The 21347-nt window shown below is 72.0% G+C and carries 19 protein-coding genes; 9 read left to right on the top strand and 10 right to left on the bottom strand.

Translation table 11 applies throughout. The features are described 5' to 3' along the window. The first annotated feature begins 181 nt into the window (after positions 1 to 181). Entirely contained in the window at positions 182 to 1339 is a 1158-nt protein-coding gene (locus ABZ459_RS43560) for an extracellular solute-binding protein (protein ID WP_357984120.1), read from the top strand. A 230-nt stretch (positions 1340 to 1569) separates the two neighbouring features. Next, positions 1570 to 2781: a saccharopine dehydrogenase C-terminal domain-containing protein gene (locus tag ABZ459_RS43555; protein WP_357984117.1), complete on the top strand. Its 1212-nt coding sequence runs from the start codon at positions 1570 to 1572 to the stop codon at positions 2779 to 2781. Between the two features lie 22 nt (positions 2782 to 2803). Here ABZ459_RS43555 and ABZ459_RS43550 read toward each other — a convergent pair whose 3' ends face one another. Further along, positions 2804 to 3004, bottom strand: a complete 201-nt coding sequence (locus tag ABZ459_RS43550; protein WP_352362958.1) for a hypothetical protein — start codon at positions 3002 to 3004, stop codon at positions 2804 to 2806. Positions 3005 to 3214: 210 nt separating this feature from the next. Continuing rightward, a complete protein-coding gene (gene gabT, locus ABZ459_RS43545; protein ID WP_357984114.1) occupies positions 3215 to 4543 on the bottom strand; it encodes a 4-aminobutyrate--2-oxoglutarate transaminase in 1329 nt (442 codons plus the stop codon). 124 nt (positions 4544 to 4667) lie between these two features. Here gabT and ABZ459_RS43540 point away from each other — a divergent pair, with 124 nt between their 5' ends. After that, positions 4668 to 6368 (top strand): PucR family transcriptional regulator, encoded by a 1701-nt coding sequence (locus ABZ459_RS43540; protein WP_357984111.1) that lies wholly within the window; start codon positions 4668 to 4670, stop codon positions 6366 to 6368. A gap of 13 nt (positions 6369 to 6381) precedes the next feature. On the opposite strand, the gene ABZ459_RS43535 is transcribed toward ABZ459_RS43540, so the two are convergent. Continuing rightward, on the bottom strand, positions 6382 to 7029 hold the full coding sequence (locus tag ABZ459_RS43535; protein WP_357984108.1) for a TetR/AcrR family transcriptional regulator: 648 nt from the start codon (positions 7027 to 7029) through the stop codon (positions 6382 to 6384). Between the two features lie 291 nt (positions 7030 to 7320). On the opposite strand from ABZ459_RS43535, the gene ABZ459_RS43530 reads away from it, so the two are divergent. Beyond that, entirely contained in the window at positions 7321 to 8748 is a 1428-nt protein-coding gene (locus ABZ459_RS43530; RefSeq protein ID WP_357984105.1) for an aldehyde dehydrogenase family protein, read from the top strand. A gap of 57 nt (positions 8749 to 8805) precedes the next feature. On the opposite strand, the gene ABZ459_RS43525 is transcribed toward ABZ459_RS43530, so the two are convergent. Continuing rightward, positions 8806 to 9870, bottom strand: coding sequence for a trypsin-like serine protease (locus ABZ459_RS43525; protein ID WP_357984102.1), 1065 nt, complete (start codon positions 9868 to 9870; stop codon positions 8806 to 8808). Positions 9871 to 9925: 55 nt separating this feature from the next. Further along, complete coding sequence (locus ABZ459_RS43520; protein WP_357984099.1) at positions 9926 to 10939, bottom strand: peptidase; 1014 nt, start codon at positions 10937 to 10939, stop codon at positions 9926 to 9928. 198 nt (positions 10940 to 11137) lie between these two features. Between ABZ459_RS43520 and dxr the strand changes: the two genes are divergently transcribed. The 4 genes from dxr to ABZ459_RS43500 all read left to right on the top strand — a co-directional run bounded on the left by dxr (position 11138) and on the right by ABZ459_RS43500 (position 16127). Beyond that, the gene (gene dxr / locus ABZ459_RS43515) at positions 11138 to 12328 is read left to right on the top strand and encodes a 1-deoxy-D-xylulose-5-phosphate reductoisomerase (RefSeq protein ID WP_357984096.1); all 1191 of its coding nucleotides are present in this window, start codon (positions 11138 to 11140) and stop codon (positions 12326 to 12328) included. Positions 12329 to 12368: 40 nt separating this feature from the next. Further along, on the top strand, positions 12369 to 13538 hold the full coding sequence (gene ispG, locus ABZ459_RS43510) for a flavodoxin-dependent (E)-4-hydroxy-3-methylbut-2-enyl-diphosphate synthase (RefSeq protein WP_357984093.1): 1170 nt from the start codon (positions 12369 to 12371) through the stop codon (positions 13536 to 13538). Between the two features lie 129 nt (positions 13539 to 13667). Then, the gene (locus ABZ459_RS43505; RefSeq protein ID WP_357984090.1) at positions 13668 to 15248 is read left to right on the top strand and encodes an alpha/beta hydrolase; all 1581 of its coding nucleotides are present in this window, start codon (positions 13668 to 13670) and stop codon (positions 15246 to 15248) included. A 36-nt stretch (positions 15249 to 15284) separates the two neighbouring features. Beyond that, entirely contained in the window at positions 15285 to 16127 is an 843-nt protein-coding gene (locus tag ABZ459_RS43500) for a GNAT family N-acetyltransferase (RefSeq protein ID WP_352319456.1), read from the top strand. Positions 16128 to 16137: 10 nt separating this feature from the next. Here the strand turns inward: ABZ459_RS43500 and ABZ459_RS43495 are convergent, their stop codons facing one another. Genes ABZ459_RS43495 through ABZ459_RS43485 form a run of 3 tightly spaced genes read right to left on the bottom strand, consistent with a single transcriptional unit; the run spans position 16138 to position 18552 of the window. Further along, entirely contained in the window at positions 16138 to 16515 is a 378-nt protein-coding gene (locus ABZ459_RS43495; protein WP_357984087.1) for a DUF3037 domain-containing protein, read from the bottom strand. Beyond that, positions 16512 to 17324: a HipA family kinase gene (locus ABZ459_RS43490; protein WP_357984085.1), complete on the bottom strand. Its 813-nt coding sequence runs from the start codon at positions 17322 to 17324 to the stop codon at positions 16512 to 16514. Before ABZ459_RS43490 ends, ABZ459_RS43495 begins: the two co-directional genes overlap by 4 nt. 49 nt (positions 17325 to 17373) lie before the next feature. Further along, positions 17374 to 18552 carry an NAD(P)/FAD-dependent oxidoreductase gene (locus tag ABZ459_RS43485; protein WP_357984082.1) on the bottom strand — a complete coding sequence of 393 codons (1179 nt, stop codon included), beginning with the start codon at positions 18550 to 18552 and terminating at the stop codon, positions 17374 to 17376. Positions 18553 to 18614: 62 nt separating this feature from the next. Between ABZ459_RS43485 and ABZ459_RS43480 the strand changes: the two genes are divergently transcribed. Next, positions 18615 to 19070 carry a MarR family winged helix-turn-helix transcriptional regulator gene (locus ABZ459_RS43480; protein ID WP_357984079.1) on the top strand — a complete coding sequence of 152 codons (456 nt, stop codon included), beginning with the start codon at positions 18615 to 18617 and terminating at the stop codon, positions 19068 to 19070. 97 nt (positions 19071 to 19167) lie between these two features. Here the strand turns inward: ABZ459_RS43480 and ABZ459_RS43475 are convergent, their stop codons facing one another. After that, positions 19168 to 20037 (bottom strand): TIGR03619 family F420-dependent LLM class oxidoreductase, encoded by an 870-nt coding sequence (locus ABZ459_RS43475; RefSeq protein ID WP_357984076.1) that lies wholly within the window; start codon positions 20035 to 20037, stop codon positions 19168 to 19170. Then, positions 20034 to 21281, bottom strand: coding sequence for an LLM class flavin-dependent oxidoreductase (locus ABZ459_RS43470; protein WP_357984073.1), 1248 nt, complete (start codon positions 21279 to 21281; stop codon positions 20034 to 20036). Before ABZ459_RS43470 ends, ABZ459_RS43475 begins: the two co-directional genes overlap by 4 nt. Positions 21282 to 21347: the final 66 nt, after the last annotated feature.

The raw sequence follows: 21347 nt of genomic DNA, 5'->3' as shown, positions 1-21347 counted from the left end.
GGGGGTGCATTTCTACACGCGGGGCAAGGTCGTGACCTCGCGCTGGCTGGACCCGTCCCACGGCGGCGTGAACCTGGGCTTCCCCACGAACGGGTAACTCACGTCTGTGGCCGGGAGGGACCGGCGTCCCTCCCGGTCCCGTCCCCGGTAAGCTCCAGCGCAACGGACAAGGGGGGACATCGTGAGACGCCGTCGCATATCCGCCGTGGCGCTGGCCGCGGCGGCGCTGGTCGCCGGCACGGGAGCGGTGTCCACGGCCGCCGGGCAGGCGGCTCAGCCGGCCGCCGGGCCCAGCCCCAAGCCGACCCCGTCGGCCACGCCCTCGCCCACGGCCACCCAGAGCGACGGCACGCTGCAGATCCTCACCTACCGCGGCTACGCCGAGTACGGCGGCGTCAGCCCCAAGGCCAACTGGGTCGGCTCCTTCGAGAAGGAGACCGGCTGCCGCCTGGCCCGCGTCGACACCGTCCGCACCGCCGAGGAGATGGAGCGGGCCGTCGCGGCCGCCGAGCGTCCGTACGACCTGATCTCCGCGGGCCCGGCGCTGGCCGGCGACCTGATCACGCGCAAGCTGGTGCAGCCGATCGACCCGGCCAAGGTGAGCGGCTACGACGACCTCGACGAGCGTTTCCGCGACATGGTGAAGGTGTCCGGCAAGGTCTACGGCGTGCCGTTCCTGTGGGGGTACCACGAGTTCATCTACGACGCGGCCAGGGTCAAGGGCGCGAGCATGAGCCAGGTGTTCGCCTCCGACCGGGCCGCGCTCCGCGACACCCCGCTGACCATCGCCGACGCCGCGCTGACCGACGCCACCGTCAAGGACCCGTACGAGCTGAGCCAGGAGCAGCTCGACCGGGCCATGGCGCTGCTCGGGCAGCAGAAGGGGCGCACCTACTGGCGGAAGCCGATCGACCTGATCAAGGGCTTCGCCACCGGGTCGCTGGATTACGCGCAGGCCACACCGTACTATCGCCTGCTGCTGCAGAAGGCCGGCAAACCGGTCCGGACGGTCGGCGCCAAGGCGGCCACCGGCTGGCTCGACTCCTGGATGCTCGGCGCCAACCTGCCCGACACCACCTGCGCCTACCGCTGGCTGACCTGGATGACCGCGGCCGACGCCCAGCGTGACGCCGCCGCCTGGGTGGGGCTCGCGCCGGCCAACGACAAGGCGTGCAAGGGCCGCGCCAAGTCGATCTGCGACCTCTACGGCGCCGACGACCCCAAGCGGCTCGACCGGATCGCCTTCGCCGTCCGGCCGCCGGGCGGTTGCCGCGGCGAGGACGGGGAATGCACTGATTATGCCGTCTGGGGGAAACGGTGGGCCGAGCTCGCCGAGTAGGTGAGATCTCCGCCTCCGCTCGACCCCATCGCGGGCGTGCCTTCCCCCGGGTGCGCCTGCAGAGACGCCCCGGGCCTTCCCCCCTGTCCCGGGGCGTCTCGCCGTTTCCGGGGCGGCGAACGTCCTGGTTCCAGGACGTCTCGCTGTTCCGGGCGCAAGAACGTCCTGGTTCCGGAACTCTCCGGCGCGAAAATTCGACTGAATGACCAGTCAGTGAGTATGTTCTTCCCATGAGAATCCTTCTTGTCGGCGCCGGAGGCGTCGGCTCCGCCGTGGTGCCCATCGCCGCCCGCCGCCATTTCTACGAACACATCGTGGTGGCCGACTCCCAACAGAGCCGGGCGGCCCGCGCCGTCGCCGCCGTGGGCGACCCCCGCTTCACCGCCATCCAGCTGGACGCCTCCGACCGGGCCCAGGTCACCGCGGCGCTCCGGGAGCACCGATGTGACGTGCTGTTCAACGCGGTCGATCCGCGCTTCACGATGCCGCTGTTCGAGGCCGCCCTGGAGGCCGGGGCCCACTACCTGGACATGGCGATGTCGTTGTCGAAGCCGCATCCGCGCGAGCCGTACCGCAAGCCGGGGGTGAAGCTGGGGGACCGGCAGTTCGAGCGCGACGGCGAGTGGCGCGGGGCGGGCCGGCTCGCGCTGGTCGGCATGGGCGTCGAGCCGGGGCTCGCGGACGTGTTCGCCCGCTACGCCGCCGACCACCTGTTCGACGAGATCGACGAGATCGGCATCAGGGACGGCGCCAACCTCGTCGTGGACGGCTACGACTTCGCGCCCACGTTCTCCATCTGGACCACGATCGAGGAGTGCCTGAACCCGCCCGTCGTCTGGGAGGACGGGCAGTGGCGCACCACCGAGCCGTTCAGCGAGCCCGAGGTGTTCGACTTCCCCGACGGGATCGGGCCCGTGGAGTGCGTGAACGTCGAGCACGAGGAGGTGCTGCTCGTCCCGAGGTGGATCCCGGCGCGGCGGGTGACGTTCAAGTACGGGCTCGGCGAGGAGTTCATCGGCGTGCTGAAGACGCTGCGCAAGCTGGGCCTGGACAGCGCCGACAAGATCAGGGTGGGCGGGGCGGAGGTGGCGCCGCGCGACATGGTCGCCGCGAGCCTGCCGGACCCGGCGACGCTGGGCGCCCGCATGCGCGGCAAGACCTGCGCGGGCACGTGGGTCAAGGGCACCGGCAAGGACGGCTCGCCGCGCGAGGTGTACCTGTACCACGTGGTGGACAACGAATGGTCGATGCGGGAGTACGGCTCCCAGGCCGTCGTGTGGCAGACGGCGATCCATCCGGTCGTCGCGCTGGAGCTGGTGGCGACCGGGGTGTGGAAGGGCGAGGGCGTGCTCGGCCCCGAGGCGTTCGACGCGGTGCCGTTCCTCGACCTGCTGCGCGAGTACGGCTCGCCGTGGGGCCTGCGCGAGGCGGCCGCAGCTTGATGGCTGGCTTGGCGGCCGCGGCCTAACGGCCCGGGAAGGCCACCACGGTCGCCATGGGAGCGGGCAGGAGCGCCTCGGCGCATTCGGTGCAGGCGAGCACGGAGGAGTTGTCGGGCAGTTTGCCGACCCGGACCCGGGGCCGCGGCCACCTCTTGTGGCACACCACGCAGGCGTCGCCGTCGCGCTGGGCCGGAGTCAGGCCCTCAGGGTCGAACGTCAACATACTCCGTGCCGTTCTGGCGGGACCCCAGTTCATCACGCTCCCAGCTGCCATCGCCCCTCCGCATGTCCGGATCCGTTATAACCCTGACCGAGGCCGTGATCGTCTAGCTGAGCGTCAAGCCAGGGTGAATTCTCTACCCGAGTGACCTGCGTTACACACACAAAATCGGGCATCCAGCCGCAAGCTGGATGCCCGATTTTTCGGTCTTTGCTATAGAGCGGAGATGGCCTTCTCCAGGATCCCCAGGCCCTCCTCGAGCAGGTGCTCGGGCATGACCAGCGGGGGCAGGAAGCGCAGCACGTTGCCGTACGTGCCGGCGGTCAGGACCACCAGGCCCTCGGCGTGGCAGCGCTTGACGATCGCCTGGACGGCCGCCGGGTCCGGGTTCTTCGTGCCCGGCTCGACCAGCTCGATCGCGATCATCGCGCCGCGTCCGCGCACGTCGCCGATCGCCGGGAACCGCTCCTGCAGCGACCGCAGGCGGGGGAGCATGATCTCGCCGATGCGGCGGGCCTTGGCGACCAGGTCCTCCGACTCGATCGTCTCCAGGACGCCGAGCGCGGCCTCGCAGGCCAGCGGGTTGCCGCCGTACGTGCCGCCCAGGCCGCCGACGTGCACGTGGTCCATCAGGTCGGCGCGGCCGGTCACGGCGGCCAGCGGCAGGCCGCCCGCGATGCCCTTGGCGGTGCAGATGATGTCGGGGACGACGCCCTCGTCCTCGCAGGCGAACAGGTCACCGGTGCGCGCGAAGCCGGTCTGGACCTCGTCGGCCACGAACACGATGCCGTTCGCCCGGCAGAACTCGGCGATCCGCGGCAGGAAGCCCCTGGCCGGGACGATGAAACCGCCCTCGCCGGCGATCGGCTCGATCACCACGGCGGCCACGTTCTCCGCACCGACCTGCTTGTTGATCTGGTCGATGGCCTGCGCGGCGGCCTCCTCCGCGCAGTTGTCCGCGCCCGTCGGCCAGCGGAACGGGTAGGCCAGCGGCACCCGGTACACCTCGGGCGCGTACGGGCCGAAGCCGTGCTTGTACGGCATGTTCTTGGCGGTCATGGTCATCGAGAGCAGCGTGCGGCCGTGGTAGCCGTGGTCGAACACCACGACGGCCTGCCTGCCGGTGGCGTGCCGGGCCACCTTGACGGCGTTCTCGACGGCCTCGGCGCCGGAGTTCACCAGGAAGGTGCGCTTCTCGTGGTCGCCGGGGGTCAGCTCGTTGAGCTTCTCGCAGACCTGCACGTACGACTCGTACGGGGTGACCATGAAACAGGTGTGGGTGAAGTCGGCCGCCTGCTTCTGGACGCGCTCGACGACCTTCGGCGCGGAGTTGCCCACGTTGGTCACGGCGATGCCGGAGCCGAAGTCGATCAGAGAGTTCCCGTCGGCGTCCTGGAGGATGCCGCCGCCGGCGCGGGTGACGAAGACCGGCAGCGTGGTGCCGATGCCGGAGGGGACGGCGGCCTGCTTGCGGGCCAGCAGCTCCTGCGACTTGGGGCCTGGGATCGCGGTCACGACGCGCCGCTCCTGGGGAATGCTCATGGGCTCGACGCTACGTCGGGCTCCGACCTGGACCGATACGTCGATATGGCACACTGGGGGTGCTCGCCTTTGCCGGAATGGACAAACTCGTATGGCACCTTCGCTGCGCACCGTGGTGCGACGGATGAAGTTGCGTCAGCTGGCGGGCGCGGCGGCCTCCGGAGCGCTCGACGCGGAGGTGCGCTGGGTGGCGGTCAGCGAGCTGGAGGACCCGACGCCGTTCCTCGAGGGCGCGGAGCTGCTGCTGACGACGGGGATCCGCCTGGAAGGCGACTTCTCCGGATACGTCGCCCGGCTGGTGGGTCGCGAGGTGGCCGGGCTCGGCTTCGGCGTCGGGCTCTCCCACGAGCACGTCCCGCCCGCCCTGGTCGCGGCCGCCGACGAGGCGGGGCTGCCGCTGTTCGAGGTGCCGCGCGAGACGCCGTTCATCGCCATCGGCAAGGTGGTCAGCGAGCTGCTCGCGGCCGAGCAGTACGACGAGATCACCCGCGCCTTCGCCGCGCAGGGGCGGCTGACCCGGGCGGCGCTGCGGCCGGAGGGCATGCACGCGGTCATCGACCGGGTGGCCAAGGAGATCGACGGCTGGGCCGCGCTGCTCGACGAGACGGGCGAGGTCCGGCACGCCACGCCGGGGGCCGACGTGCCGGTCGTGGTGGCCGAGCTGCGCCGCCTGCGCGCCGGCGGCCCGGGAAGAACCCAGCCCGACCGGACCGCCGGGGCGGAGCGCGCGCTCACGGGCGAGCCCGTCGCCCCGGGGGCCCAGGCCGAGCGGGCGCGCGGCGCCGTACCGGCGGGGGAACGGGCACGCGGCGGAGGCCAGGCTGGCGAGCGGGCGCGCGGCGCCGTACCGGTGGCGGAACGGGCGCGTGGCGGGAGTCAGGGCGGTGAGCGGGTGCCGGCGAGTCTCGCGTTGTCCGGGCCCGACGAGCACGTCGTGATCCAGCCGCTCGGCGGCGGTCCACGGCCGCGCGGCTTCTTCGCGGTCGGCGCCCGCAGGCCCTTCTCACCGGTGACCCACACGGTGATCAACGCCGCCGGCTCGCTGCTCACGCTCGCCATGGAGCAGGGCAGGGCCCAGCGGGAGGCCGGCCGGCGGCTCCGCTCGGCCGTGCTGGAACTGCTGCTCGGCGGGGCGGTCGAGCAGGCGCGGGCGGTGGCCGGCACGCTCGGCGCGCGGCTGCCCGGCGAGCCGCTGGTGGTCCTGGCGGCGGGCGCGGCCGCCCTGGAGACGCTGGAGCCGCGCGGCTTCACGGCGCTCCTCGACGACGGCAGCGGTCACCGGGGCGGTAGCAGTGGCGGTCACGGCGGCGGTAACGGCGGCGGCAGCGGCAGGGGGAGCGGCGGTGGTCCTCAGGGCGGTGAGCAGGTGAGCGTCTGCCTGGTGTCCGAGGGGGCCGCGGAGAAGGCGGCGCGGGAGGTCGAGGGGCCGGCCGGGCTGAGCTCGCCCTGCCGCTACGACGGCCTGCGCGACGCGCTCGACCAGGCACGCCGCGCGCTGGCCCACAGCGACGGCGGCACGGTACGGTTCGCCGACCTGGCCGGACAGGGCCTGCTCGCACTGCTGGACACCGACGCCCTGCGCGCGTTCTCCGGCGCGCTGCTGGCCCCGCTCACCGCGTACGGCTCCCGCGCCGACCTGGTCGAGTCGCTGCGCGCCTACCTCGAGAGCAACGGCCACTGGGACGCCGCCGCCCAGCGGCTCGGCGTCCACCGGCACACGCTGCGCTACCGCATGCGCCGCGTCGCCGAACTCCTCGGCCGCGACCTCGACGACCCGGGCGTACGGGCCGAGCTGTGGCTCGCCCTGGAGGCCTCCCGCCGCTGACTTGCGGGTAGCTTCAGCGGCCAGGGGCCGACGGCAGGCTGTCCTTGTCCACCAGGTAGCAGCAGATCGTGGCCAGGGTGACCGCCTCGTACGTGCGGTCGTCCCGCAGGTGGCCGGCCCGTTCCAGGCTGATCGCGCCCTGCGCGGCGGCCCAGAGCGCGTCGGCGATCTTGCGCGGCTGGGTCGGCGTCACGTAGCCGGCGGAGATGCAGTCGGCGATCACCCGGTCGAGGATGTTCAGCGCCGCGCGGGCGAGCGTCCTGGCCCGCTCGCTGGGCTCGAAACCGGGGATGGCCTGCTCGAACATCAGGCTGTAGTAGCCGGGCTCGGACAGGCACGCCTGCCGGTAGGCGGGGCCGAGCGCGGTCAGGTACTCCAGCGGGTTGCGCCGCTGCGGGACCGCTTCGAGAAAGCGGCGGAAACGCTCGAAACCCTCCAGATACAGCGCCTCGGCCAGGCCCTCCCGGTTGCCGAACATCGTGTAGATGACGGTCGTCGTGCAGCCGGCCTCGGCCGCGATCCTGCGCATGGTCAGACTGTCGGGACCCTCGCTCTGAAGCAGGTTCACCGCCACGTCGAGCAGGCGGGAACGGAGTTCGTCGTGGGTGGCGCGCTCGCCCAGCAGGTAGGCGCCCTGCAGGCCCAGCGGGGTCGAGGTCATGCGACCTCCCCAGCGACCAAGGAGCTCAGTGTCCTTGTGACCTCACGTTGCTCGGTCACGGGGCCCACGCCTTTCTGATCGGGGGCCCACCGCGCTGGAGACCCGCACCCGATGACTTAGCCATGGCGGAGATCGCTCAAACCACTCCGCATGGTAAACATCCCGAATTGGGTCTACTTCTGTTACATCATGGGTATACACCAGAGCTTGTACTTAACGGTGAGCGCTCATGGGAGTCTTGTGCACCGTGGTGTAAATCCCCGGTCTCCCGCTTGGCATAACGTCGTGGGTATGGACGTGCGTACCTTCTGGCTTGCCGGCCGGCCCGCCACCGGCGAAACCGATCTCACCGTGACCAACCCCCATGACGGTCGTGCGGTCGGCCGGTACTCCGTACCGACCGATGCCCAGGTCGAGGAGGCCGTCGCGGCCGCCCACGCGGTCTCGCGCGAGGCCGCCGCCCTGCCCGTGCACGTACGTGCCGAGGCCCTGGCGCACGTCTCGCGCAGGCTGGCCGAGCGGGCCGACGAGATCGCCCACCTGATCACCGCCGAGAACGGCAAGCCGATCTTCTGGGCGCGCGGCGAGGTCAACCGCGCGATCTCCACGTTCCGCTTCGCCGCCGAGGAGGCCCGCCGCTGGTCCGGCCAGGTGCAGCGGCTCGACACCGAGCCGGCCGCCGCGGGCCGCCTCGCCTACGTCTCCCGCGTGCCCAAGGGCCCCGTGCTGGCGATCACCCCGTTCAACTTCCCGCTGAACCTGGTCGCCCACAAGGTCGCGCCCGCCATCGCCGTCGGCGCCCCGATCATCGTCAAGCCCGCGCCTGCCACGCCGCTGTCCTCGCTGATCCTCGGCGAGATCCTGGCCGAGACCGACCTGCCCGCGGGCATGTTCTCGGTGCTGCCGGTGCAGAACGAGCGCGCCGCCGCCCTCGTCGACGACCCCCGCCTGCCCGTGGTCTCCTTCACCGGCTCCGCGCCCGTCGGCTACGCCATCGCCGACCAGGTGCCGCGCAAGCACGTGACCCTGGAGCTGGGCGGCAACGCCGCGGCCGTCGTGCTGGCCGACGCCGACCTCGACTGGGCCGCGCAGCGCATCGCCCTGTTCTCCAACTACCAGGCCGGTCAGAGCTGCATCGCCGTCCAGCGGGTGATCGTCGAGCAGCCGGTCTACGACGCGTTCGTCGAGCGTCTGCTGCCGGCCGTCGGTGGGCTCGTCACGGGTGACCCGGCCGACGAGAAGACCCAGGTCGGGCCGCTGGTGTCGGAGGCCGCCGCCGAGCGGGTGGAGGAGTGGGTGCGCGAGGCGGTCGCCGCCGGCGCCCGCGTCCTGGCCGGCGGCACCCGCGAAGGCGCCACGGTCGCGCCGACCGTGCTGGCCGACGTCCCGCACGACGCCAAGGTGGCCTGCGAGGAGGTCTTCGGGCCGGTCATGATCCTCCAGCCGGCCGCGTCGATCGACGAGGCGTACGCCATGGTGAACGACTCCAAGTACGGTCTCCAGGCCGGCGTCTTCACCCGCTCCCTGGACGCCGCCTTCAAGGCCAACCGCGAGCTGGAGGTCGGCGGCGTGATCATCGGCGACGTGCCGTCGTACCGGGCCGACCAGATGCCGTACGGCGGCGTGAAGGACTCCGGCATCGGCCGCGAGGGCCTGCACTCGGCCATGGAGGACCTGACCTACGAGAAGGTCATGGTGCTCACCGGCCTGTCGCTGTAGCTCCCGGCCCGCCCCGCGCCTCCCCGGCGCGGGGCGTTCGTATGTCCGGCGCCGCCGTCAGGCGCGTTCGGCCGTGGCGTAGACCGTCCTGGCGGCCTGGCCGAAGTACGGGCCGTACATGGTGTGCTGGTCGTCGCTGTACTTGAAGCTGCTCAGCGAGGTGATCGTGCCGCGGCCGGTCATCGGGTCGAAGCCGGACAGCCAGGGGCCGCCGCTCGACCCGGCGGTCATGGCGCAGCCGAGCCCCTGGTCGTGCGTCTGCTTGTACGGGTCGTCGCGCAGCCGCCCGGCGCAGTAGACGAGCTGGTCGCCGTCGTAGGGCGGGTCGGCCGGGTAGCCGAAGCCGTAGGTCTGGCCGCCGCGCCTGGCGTTGAAGGCGATGTCCTGGGTGCCCACCACGTCGGCGACGTGCCGCCCGCCCGAGGTGGCCAGGGCGACCATGCCGACGTCGTGGTTGTCGTCGCCGGAGCGCGACCAGGGGGCGGAGACGAACATGCGGCGGGCCGCGTACTGGCCGTAGGGCTGCTCGCCGCCCCTGCCGTAGCCGGGGACGAACGTCCAGTTCTCGGCCCACTCGCCGGCGCCGTCCTTGACGCAGTGGCCGGCGGTGACGACGAGGTCTTTGCTGGCGCTGGTGACCGTGCTGGCCGAGCAGACGAAGTCGGCGCCCGCCAGGGTCAGGAACACCCGCCCGGTGGTCCTGGTCACGGCTCCGCCGGTGCTCCAGCGCGCGCCGATCGTGCTGGCCTGGGGCCTGGACGACGCCTGGCGCCGGCGGCCGACGTTGATCTCGGTACGGCCGCCGGACACGCCGGGCTTCGCCTGCGCCCCGCCGCGGCCGGTCAGGCCGCTGAGCAGGCCGTCGCCGTCGGTCACGGAGTCGAGCAGACCGATGGGCAGGGCCGCCGCCATGCGTTGCGGGGTCCAGTAGCCGAGCACGCGCCGCTGCTCGGCGTCGCTCCGGGCGGCCTCGTGCTCGACCACCAGGCTCGGCCGGGCCGCGGCGTGCTCGACGGCGGGACGATCGACCAGGTGCTGGCCGGGGACCGCGCCGAGGATCGCCGGTCCCGTCAGCCCCACGATCAGCGGGGCGGCCGCAAGCAGGGAGGTGCTCAGGGTCATGGCCCCCGAGTGTGCACCACGAGGTGTGTTCTTGTGGCTACTTTCCGTAAATTGATCAGAGTGTGCCGGTGGTTTGCGCCGCCTGGTAAACGGCCTGTGCTTCGTTTCCGAAATACGGGCCGAACATCCAGTTGGGGGCGAAGTTGTATTTGAAGCTGTTGACCGAGTTCTGCGTGCCGAGACCGGTCGACTCGTCGAAATTCAGCATCCACGGGCCGCCGCTGGCGCCGCCGGTCATGTCGCAGGTCAGGCCGAGGTCGTCGGAGAGCAGGAAGTCGTCGAACGTGCGGCCGCTGCAGTAGATGAGCTTCGAGCCGTCGTAGGGGGCCGCGGCCGGGTAGCCGAAGGAGTACATCTGCCGGCCACGCGGCTGGTTGAAGGCCACGCCCTGGCCGCCGACGACGTCCACCAGGCTCTTGCCGTCCACCTGGGCCACCACGGCGGCGGCCACGTCGAAGTTGACGTCCTCGCTGGCGTTCCACTGGGGGGTGGTCAGCAGCCTGGCGGCCGGCCAGGTGCCGAAGGGGCGCTGGCCGGCGGCGTAGCCGGGCACGAACACCCAGTTGGTGTGGAAGGCGCCGCCGAGCTTGACGCAGTGGCCGGCGGTCAGCACCACGCTCCTGTTCGCGCTGGTCACCGCCGAGCCCGAGCACGAGGCGCTGCGTCCCTGGTAGGTGAAGAAGACCCGGCCGGTGGTCTTCACCACGGCGCCGCCGCCGCTCCAGGGGGCGCCGGAGCTGTTCGCCGACCGGAGCTGCCGTCCGTCGCCCCGGCCGCCGGTGGGCGGCGCCTGCCAGGGGGTGCCGCCATCGGGCTCGCCGGGCTCGGCCGCCGCGCCGCGGGCCGCCTTCCCGCCGTTCTTGGGCGCGGGCAGGTCGAGCGGCTGCGCGCTCTCCATGCGCGCCTCGGTCCAGTACCGCGTGACCTGCCGCTGCTCGGACGTCGAGTCCGCGGCGGCGTGCTGGGCGGGACGGGGTGCCGCGCCGGCCTGCGCCGCGGTGCCGGGGAGCAGGGCGATGCTCCCGGCGGCGAGGGTGAGGACGGAGAGCAGGGCAAATCTGCGGTGCATTACGTAACCTCCCGAAACCGGAGCTGGGGCTTGGAAGGTAGCCGCCCAATAATCGGGATTTCTCGAGATATGCGCATCCCGATATAGCGATATTTGGACATAACTGGTCTGGGTTATCGCCTGTCACTCGGGAGCCGGGATCGCGGCTGTCGGCCCCTCACGTGCGCGTCCGCGTCCGGCAGCGGGGACAATGGACAGGTGCATGCAGAGACCCTCCGCTCCGTCGTCGTGCTCGGCTCCACGGGCTCGGTCGGCACCCAGGCCCTCGATGTCATCGCCGCCGACCCCGCCGGGTTCAAGGTCGCCGGGCTGGCGGCCGGGGGCCGCAGGGTCGAGGAGCTGGCCGCGCAGGCGGCCGCGTTCGGCGTGGAGGTCGTGGCGGTGGCCGACGCCGCCGCCGTCCCGGCGCTGAAGGAGGCGCTGGCCGCGCGCGGGGCGTCCCCCGTCGTGCTGGGCGGCCACGAGGGCGTCGCCGAGGTCGCGGCCTGGCGGTGCGACACCGTGCTCAACGGCATCACCGGCGCGCTGGGCCTGACGTCCACGCTGGTCGCGCTGGAGGCCGGCCGCACGCTCGCGCTGGCCAACAAGGAGTCCCTGATCATCGGCGGGCCGCTGGTCAAGCGGCTGGCCGCGCCGGGGCAGATCCTCCCGGTCGACTCCGAGCACTCGGCGGTGCAGCAGTGCCTGTGGGCGTCCGGCCCGGGCGGCCACGACCCCGCCGCCGTCAAGCAGCTCGTCATCACCGCCAGCGGCGGCCCGTTCAGGGGCATGAAGCGCGAGGAGATGGCCGACGTCACCCCCGAGATGGCGCTGGCCCACCCCACCTGGTCCATGGGCCCGGTCATCACCATCAACTCCGCCACCCTGGTCAACAAGGGGCTGGAGGTCATCGAGGCCCATCTGCTGTTCGACATCGGCTTCGACCGCATCGAGGTCGTGGTCCACCCGCAGTCGGTGATCCACTCCATGGTCGAGTACGTCGACGGCTCCACCATCGCCCAGGCCAGCCCGCCCGACATGCGCCTGCCGATCGCGCTCGCGCTGGCCCACCCGGCCCGCGTGCCCGGCGCCGCCCGGCCCGTCGACTGGACCAGGGCCCACACCTGGACCTTCGAGCCGCTCGACGACGCGGCCTTCCCGGCCGTCGCGCTGGCCAGGCACGTCGGCGCCGAGGGCGGCACCGCGCCCGCCGTCTACAACGCCGCCAACGAGGTCTGCGTCGAGGCGTTCACCAGGGGCGGGCTGCGTTTCCCCGCGATCGTCGACACGGTCGCCAAGGTCGTCGAGGAACACCGCGTCACCCCGGCCTCCAGCGTGGAGGAGGTGCTGGCCGCCGACGCCTGGGCCCGGGCGCGTGCGGCCGAACTCACAGCCGGGCAGTCCTTCTAGCTACCTAGACTGGGTAGCGTCGTCACACCTAAGGGTAGAAATGTCTTCTGTAGCACTTGGCATCCCGACGGTCCGCCCCAAGCCGCTCGCCGAACGCCGGCACTCCCGCCAGATCATGGTCGGCAGCGTTCCCGTGGGCGGCGACGCGCCCGTCTCCGTCCAGTCGATGACGACGACGGTCACCGCCGACGTCAACGCCACGTTGCAGCAGATCGCCGAGCTGACGGCGTCCGGCTGCCAGATCGTGCGCGTGGCCGTCCCGTCGCAGGACGACGCGGACGCGCTGCCGATCATCGCGAGGAAGTCCCAGATCCCGGTCATCGCCGACATCCACTTCCAGCCGAAGTACGTGTTCGCGGCCATCGAGGCGGGCTGCGCGGCGGTCCGCGTCAACCCGGGGAACATCAAGAAGTTCGACGACAAGGTGGGCGAGATCGCCAGGGCGGCCGCCGACCACGGCGTGCCGATCAGGATCGGCGTCAACGCCGGTTCGCTCGACCCCCGCCTGCTCCAGAAGTACGGCAAGGCCACGCCCGAGGCGTTGGTCGAGTCCGCCCTGTGGGAGTGCTCGCTGTTCGAGGAGCACGGCTTCAGGGACATCAAGATCTCGGTCAAGCACAACGACCCGGTCGTCATGATCAACGCCTACCGGCTGCTCGCCGCCAAGTGCGACTACCCGCTCCACCTCGGCGTCACCGAGGCCGGCCCCGCCTTCCAGGGCACGGTCAAGTCCGCCGTGGCGTTCGGCGCGCTGCTGGCCGAGGGCATCGGCGACACCATCCGCGTCTCGCTGTCCGCGCCCCCCGTCGAGGAGGTCAAGGTCGGCGCCCAGATCCTGGAGTCGCTGGGGCTGCGCGAGCGGGGGCTGGAGATCGTCTCCTGCCCGTCGTGCGGCCGGGCCCAGGTCGACGTCTACACGCTGGCCGAGCAGGTCCAGGCTGGCCTGGAGGGCCTCAAGGTCCCGCTGCGGGTGGCCGTCATGGGCTGCGTGGTCAACGGCCCCGGCGAGGCGCGCGAGGCCGACCTCGGCGTCGCCTCCGGCAACGGCAAGGGCCAGATCTTCGTCAAGGGCGAGGTCATCAAGACCGTGCCCGAGTCGCAGATCGTCGAGACCCTGATCGAGGAGGCCCTGCGGCTGGCCGAGGAGATGGGCGTGGAGGTCGACCTCGACGACGACGCCGTCTCCGGCCCTCAGGTGACCGTGGGCTGAGTGCCTCCGGGGGCCGGTGACCCGGTGCAATGGCCTCATTACAAACTGGCAAGCCTTTCTCCATACCCAGCGTCATGACCCCGTCGCCCGCGGGAGCATCACAGGGCCATGACGAGGGGGAGGGGCTGGGTGAAGCGCGTATTCAGTGTTGCCGTCGGCATCGCGGTGCTGGTCGCCGGGGTTGTCAGCGCGGACGGTGTGGCGTCGGCCGGCAGAGGCGCGGCTCGGGGGGCGCAGCAGGTGGTCTGGGGGGCGTGCCCGGCGAAGGAGGGCAAGACGGTCCGGGCCGACCTGGAGTGCGCCAGCGTACGCGTGCCGCTCGACTACCGCGATCCCTGGGGCCAGTCGATCAAGCTGGCGATCAACCGCATCAAGGCCAAGGTGTCCAGGGACGGCAACCATCTCGGCACCCTGCTGATCAACCCGGGCGGCCCGGGAGCCTCGGGCCGTGACCTGACCGAGTTCGTCTCGAACGGGCTGCCGAACAGGCTCGGCGAGCGCTACGACGTCGTCGGGTTCGACCCGCGCGGGGTCGGCGGCAGCGAGCCGTCGCTCCACTGCGTGGACCCCGACACCTACTACCGGGCGCCGCGGCCCGACGCGGTGCCGCACACGGCCGGCGACGAGAGCAAGCTCCTGGCCAGGGCCAGCGAGTACGCCACCCGCTGCGGCGACCTCTGGGCCTGGGTGCTGCCGTACCTGACGACCGAGAACTCGGCCAGGGACATGGACACGATCAGGGCGGCGCTGGGCGAGGAGAAGATCAGTTACCTGGGCTACTCGTACGGCACCTACCTCGGGGCCGTCTACGCGACCCTGTTCCCGCAGCGGGTCAGGCGGCTGGTCATGGACAGCACGGTCAACCCCGAGGGCGTCTGGTACCGGTCGAACCTGGGCCAGGACGTCGCCTTCGAACGCCGCCACCGCGCCTTCCTCGCCTGGACGGCCCGGCACAACGACGTCTACCGGCTGGGCGGCACGCTGAAGCAGACCTCGTTCGCCTACTACGCGATGCGCGACCGGCTGCGCACCCGTCCGGCCGGCGGCGTGGTGGGGCCGAGCGAGCTGGACGACACCTTCACCCTCGGCGGGTACACCGACCGGGTGTGGCCGGAGTTCGCCCGCGCCTGGTCCGCCTACGTGCGCAAGGGCGACGTGCAGCCGCTGGTGGAGGCGTACAACCGGCGCGGCAAGAACGACGCCGAGGACGAGAACGGCTACGCCGTCTACCTCGGCGTGCAGTGCCGCGACGCCGCGTGGCCGCGCGACTGGGCCAAGTGGCGCACCGACATGACCCGGCTCCACCACAGGGCGCCGTTCCTGACCTGGCCGAACGCCTGGTTCAACGCGCCGTGCGCGTTCTGGCCGGTCAAGGGCGGCACGCCGGTCGAGGTGCGCGCCGCGCCGAAGCTGCCGCCGGTGTTGTTCCTGCAGTCGCGCGACGACGCCGCCACGCCGTACCGGGGCGCGCTGGCCATGCACCGGCGTTTCCCGCGCAGCGGCCTGGTGATCGACGAGGGCGGCAACCACGGCGTGTCGCTGGCCGGCAACCGGTGCGTGGACGGCCACCTCGCGGCGTACCTGGCCGACGGCACGCTGCCGGCCCGGACGGCGTCCTGCGCGGCCCTGCCGGACCCGGCCCCGGCCGCTCATATGGCCGCGGGAGGCGTGCAGGGTCACGATCGGCTCACCGACGTGCTGTCCCGGTGAGCTATTCGGGGGACGTTCGCGTAGTCTGACCATGTGATGCTGCGTACATCGGCGTCGCGCGTGCTCGACGACAGCGACCGGGACGAGGTTCTCGCCCTGCTTGACTGCGATCCGGTCGCCAACGTCTTCGTCTCCTCCCGGGTGCGGGCCGTCGGACTCAATCCGGCACGCCTCGGGGGGCAGATGTGGGGGTTCGGGCCGCGCGGCGGGCTCGTGTCGCTCTGTTACGCCGGCGCGAACATGGTGCCGGTCAACGCCGGCCCCGAGGCCGTGCACGCGTTCGCCGACCGTGCCCGCAAGCAGGGGCGCAGGTGCTCGTCCATCGTGGGCCCCGTCGAGGCGGTGTCCCTGCTGTGGGAGCGGCTGGAGCCGCACTGGGGCAGGGCGCGGGCCATCCGGTGGGCCCAGCCGGTGATGGCGACCTCCAGCAAGGCTCCCGTGCCCGCCGATCCGCTGGTGCGCCGGGTGCGGCCCGAGGAGTTCGACATCGTGCTGCCGGCGTGCGTGGCGATGTTCACCGAGGAGGTGGGCGTCTCGCCCAACCTCGGCGACGGCGGCGCGCTCTACCGCACCCGGGTCGCCGAGCTGATCCGCATCGGCCGCTCCTACGCGCGCATCGACGACGGCCGGGTGGTGTTCAAGGCGGAGGTGGGCGCGGTCACGCCGCACGCCTGCCAGATCCAGGGCGTGTGGGTGGCCCCCGACCAGCGCGGCAAGGGCCACGCGGTGGCGGGCATGGCGGCGGTCGTGGAGGCGGCGATGAGCTGCTTCGCCCCCGTCGTGTCGCTCTACGTCAACGACTTCAACCACTCGGCGCGGGCCGTCTACCGCAAGGTGGGGTTCCGCGAGGTGGACACCTTCATGTCGGTGTTGTTCTGAGGGTGTGCGGCTAGAGGCGCACCAGCTTGTCGAACAGCCGGGCCAGCTCGATGGCGGGGTCGGCGGTCAGGCCGGCGTGCACCGGCCCGGTCTGGACGATCGTGCTGCGCGGCGCGGTCAGCCAGCGGAACCGGCCGCCCAGCGGCTCGCCCGCGAGGGGGCCCGGCCGGTCGCCGCAGGCCCGCTCGTAGGCGCTGAGCGCGTGGCGCACGCCGTCGAGGTCGGCGCCGGGGTCGAGGGCTCGCAGGCGGGCCGGGTCGAGGTGCACGCGCGCGCACAGGTAGTCGCGCGGCTGGCAGTAGAGCAGCACGCCGGCGTTGATCAGCTCGCCGCGCTCGACCTTCGGCATGACGCGGATCACCGCGTACTCGTAGACGTCTCTGGTCACCGGCTGCCTCCCCGCCAGAACTCGCCGACCGAGCCGGGCCCAGGCGCCCTGCGTTCCTTGTCGGGGCCGCGCAGCAGCCACTCGCGCGGCCCGTGCGCCCGGCTCAGCAGATGGTCGATGTAGGCCTCCCGTACGGCCTGGGCGGAGTCGAAGCCCGGCTCGCCGTCGAGCCATTCGTCGGGCACCAGGGCCGTCACCTCGCCGAGCAGCTCGCGGGTGATCCGGCCGGCCAGGTGGTCGCCGGCGGCGAGCACGTCGGCCGCGAACGGCGCGAGCACGTGGTCGCCGGTGTCGAAGGCGCGCTGCGGGTCGGCCGTACGCCAGTTGTGGTGGAACCACAGGGCCGCGCCGTGGTCGATGAGCCAGGTGTCGCGGTGCCAGACCAGGAGGTTGGGGTTGCGCCAGCTCCGGTCGATGTTGTGGATCAGCCCGTCGAACCAGACGACCCGGGAGGCGAACACCGGGTCGGGGATCCAGCCCAGCGGGTCGAACCCGAGCGCGCCGGGCAGGAAGTCGACCGCCAGGTTGAGGCCGGTGCTGGCCTTGAGCAGGTCCTGGACCTCCTCGTCGGGCTCGCGGACGCCGAGCTGCCGGTCGAGGTCGATGAGCTTGAGCTCGGGAGTGCGCAGCCCCAGGCGGCGGCCCAGCTCGGCGGCGATGATCTCCGCGACGAGCACCCGCCGGCCCTGCCCCGCCTCGCGGAACTTCACCACGTACGTGCCGAGGTCGTCGGCCTCGACGACGCCCGGCAGCGACCCGCCCTCCCGCAGCGGGGTCACATATCGGGTGGCTGCGATCTTTTCCAGCACGGGACGAGGCTATCGTCCCCCTGGCCCCCACCCGTAACTCCGGGCCGGTTCAACGCGCCGGTGGCCGGACAGGACGGGCGAAGGGGGCAAACGGCTGCTGCAACGAGGCCTCGACGGCGGTGAACGCGTAGTCGAGCATGGCGTGCTCGTAGGCCGCCTTCGCCTCGGCGAGCGGGCGGCCCTCGGCGACGGCCGCGGCCAGACCCGCGCTCAGGGTGTGGGCGTCGCGCAGCGCGACGTTCGCGCCTTCGCCGCGTCCGGGGCTCATGCTGTGCACGGCGTCGCCGAGCAGGGTCACCGCGGGCTCGTCCCAGGGGCGCACGCGCCGGGCCGAGTGGGTGTGCACCAGGAACGTCGCCTCGGTGTCGGCCCGCTCGACGATCCGGCGCACGCCCTCGTGCCAGCCGGCGACCGTGGCGAGCGCGAGCCGGTGCAGGGCGGCGGGGGAGGTGTCGTCCGGCCGGGGGCCGGGGGCGGTCAGCGTCCAGGAGAAGTAGCCGGGGACGTCGGTCAGCCGCAGGCCGGGGGCGTGCCGGGCGGCGGCCTCGGCCACCGGCACGCAGGGGCGGCAGGTGGCGACCGAGATCGCGGTGTGGTCCGGCGCGGTGACCCGGTTGAAGGTGTCGACCAGGTCGGGAGGCGTGGCGGCCAGCAGGTCGGGGGTCAGGACGGTCTTGCCGTACAGGGCCCAGTCGAGCCGGTCCACGACGGCGTCGGGGAGGAGCTGGGCGCGGACGCGGGAGCCGACGCCGTCCGCGCCGGCGAGCAGGTCGCCGTCCAGGGCGGAGCCGTCGGCGAGGTGGGCGCGGACGCGGGCGCCGGGCAGCGGCTCGTACCGGGTGAACTCGGTGCCGAAGCGGACGTCGAGGCCGGACAGCAGGATCTCGCGCAGGGTGAGCCGGTTGACGCCGAAGCCGTCCACGCCGGGGAGCTGGGGCGGGACGTCCTTGGAGAACTTGGGGACCAGCCGGGTGTCCAGGAAGGTCATGCGGGTGGCCGGGCGGATGGAGGTGGCCACGGCCAGGTCGTACAGGCCGGGGGGCAGGCACGCGCGCAGCGCCGCGGCGCCGGTCTCCTTGAGGCTGATGCGGTAACCCTGGGGGCGGTGGCCGGCCGAGGGGTCGCGCTCCAGCACGGTGGCCCGGAAACCGGCCTTGCGCAGGCCCTGGGCCAGGGATAAGCCGCCGATGCCGCCTCCCGCGACGATGACGTGGGGAGAAGTGTCCATGGATGCGACGATAGACGATAGCTGTCGCGACAGTAAATGCTTGCGGCAGCTATTCTGGTGGCGTGACCGACGATCGCATGCCGCCGCCGTTCGAGCTGGTGCTGGGCGGCGGGTCGCTGCTCGTGCAGGTGGGGCGGGAGCTCAACACCGAGACCGAGCGCCGCCTGGCCCCGCTCGGGCTCACCGCGCAGCAGGCGGCGCTGCTGCTGCACGCGGCGGGCGGCCGCAGCACGCCCGGCGTGCTGAAGGGCCGGCTCGGCACGGACACGGCGGGGATGACCCGGCTGCTGGACCGGCTGGAGGCCAAGGGGCTGCTGCGGCGGGTCCGGCGGCCCGAGGACCGGCGCTCGGTCGTCATCGAGCTGACGGACGAGGGGCACGCGCTGGTGCCGCGCCTGCCGCCGATCTTCGGCGGGGTCAGCCGCCAGGTCTTCTCAGGTTTCTCCGGGGAGGAGATCGAGCAGGTCACGGGCATGCTGCGGCGGATCATGGCCAACCTGGCGGAAGGGGGATCGTGACCGGGACGCGCGTGCCGCGTTCCCGGCCACGATCGTCGAGGGTTCCGGGGTTCCGGGGTTCCGGGGTTCCGGGGTTCCGGGGTTCCGGGCCTTCGGGTCAGAGCTTGGCGATGACCTCCTCGGCGAAGCGTTCCATGGTGGCGATCTTGAGGTCGAGGCTGTCCTCGCCGTACCGGGCCTTCTCCTCGGGGGTGGCCAGCCACCAGGGGGCGGCCATGGTGGCGGTCACGCCCTTGGCGGCGAAGCGGCGGTAGGTCTCGGCGTCCGGCAGCACGGCCAGCGGGGCGACGATGTCGAACGGGCCCGTCCTGCCGTTCTCGTCGAGGTGCCGGCGGAGGGTGTCGAGCACCGGGTCGAGCTGCTCCTCGGTGTAGATGCGGTTGCCCAGCCAGCCGTCGCCGAAGCGGGCGGCCCGGCGCAGCGCCGCCTCGCTGTCGCCGCCCACGTAGACGGGCACGGGCCCGGCCGGCGTGGGGGAGATCGACAGCGGCGGCAGGCCGTCCAGCTCGACGGTCTCGCCGGACCACAGGGCGCGCAGCGTGGGCAGCATCCGGTCGAGGCGGCGGCCCCGGGTGTGGAAGTCCTGGCCGGTGCCGGCGAACTCCTCCTCGCACCACCCCACCCCGACCCCGAACGACACCCGTTCCCGCGACAGCACCGCCGCCGTGGAGACCAGCTTGGCCACGGTGAACAGGTCGCGGGCCGGGGCGATGTAGACGTTCGGCGAGAAGCGCAGCGTCGTGGTCGCCGTGGCCATCGCGCCGATCGTCACCCACACGTCGGGCCAGTGCGTCTCGGCGCTCCACCGGGGCGCGCCCGACCGCGAGTACGGGTAGCGCGAGGCGAAGTCGGCGTAGAACAGGTGGTCCGACAGCGTGAAGGTGTCGAACCCGCAGCGCTCGGCCGCCCGCGCGAGCTCCACGAACTGGTCGGTCGGGACGAACGACGCCCCCAGCCACATCTTCATCGGAACTCCGGCGCGACCTTGGTGGCGAACATCTCCAGGTTCCGCTTGACCGTGTCCAGCGGGAGCACGCCCTGCTGCCCCTGCATGTACAGGCCGAACCACTCCAGGTCCGGCATGCGGTCGAGCATGCGCTGGATGCCGCGCTTGACGTCGTCCGGGGTGCCGAACAGCGCCATCTCCACGTCGTTCATGCGCTTGGCGTCGCCCTTCTCGGGGGAGATCGGCTTGTGCTTCTCGTCCTCCTTCTTGCGCAGCACCTCCAGGTAGCCGAACGGGCCGAAGAAGGCGGCGAAGTCCTTGGGGATGCTGCGGCCGAAGGTGTTGATCGCCTCCTCGGTGGTGTCCGCGATGCCGACGATCTTCAGGATGCCGGTGTGCTCGCCCAGCTTGTAGTGGCGGCCCTGGCGGGCCGACTCCTCCTGGTAGAGCTTGGCCTTGGCGGCGTGGTCGTCGGGGTTGGGGGTGAACATCCACGGCAGGATGTCCTCCTGCGCGGCCCTGATCACCGACCGGTCGGAGATCGTGAACGGCTGCCACAACTCCGGGTGCGGGTTCTGGTACGGCCGGGGGCAGACCGAGATGGCCTGGATCTTGTCGTCGTCGGAGACCTCGCCGGGCGCCCCGAATGTCTTGGTCCATTCCATCGCGGGCCAGCCCTCGATACCGTCGTAGGGGTACGGCACCTCGTAGTCCAGCACGTCGGACTTGTAGCGGAGGGTCTCCTGCGTCCAGGCCATCTTCATGATCTTCAGCACCTCGCCGAAGACGTCGAAGTTCCGCGTGTCCGAGGCCGAGCCGTCGGAGCGGGCGGCGGCGGCCTGCCAGCGCTGGCCCAGGACGTTCATCCAGCGGTTCTGGTAGCCGCGGGCCACGCCGAGCCGCAGGCGGCCCTTGCTGAACTGGTCGAGCAGCGCCACGTCCTCGGCGGCCCTGATCGGGTCCCAGGCGGGCAGCACCATGCCGAGCGGCGCGAGCAGGATGCGCTCGGTCCGCGCGGCGAGGTCGGTGAGGAACATCAGCGGATTGACCGAGAACTCCATCCCCTCGGAGTGGAAGTGGTGCTCGGTCATCATCAGCGCGTCGAACCCGATCTGGTCGGCGTGGACGGCTATCTCCCGCACCTCGTGCAGCAGCCGCTGATACGACTCGGTGTCGCGTCCGATGGGACGCCGTGCCTTGGCGTTCTCCTCGGCCGCGTATCCAGAGCCTGGAATCTGCGGGTTCAGGAAGATAGAGAACTTCACCGGGAACCTCTTTCCGCGGACGTCGCCTTGCAAGCTACCCTGGAAATCTTAGCCGAGCAATCGCTT

This window comes from Nonomuraea sp. NPDC005692 (assembly GCF_040631115.1).
Lineage (GTDB): Bacteria > Actinomycetota > Actinomycetes > Streptosporangiales > Streptosporangiaceae > Nonomuraea.
The sequence above is the reverse complement of the archived record's forward strand: the minus strand, read 5'-3'. Positions and strand labels throughout refer to the sequence as shown.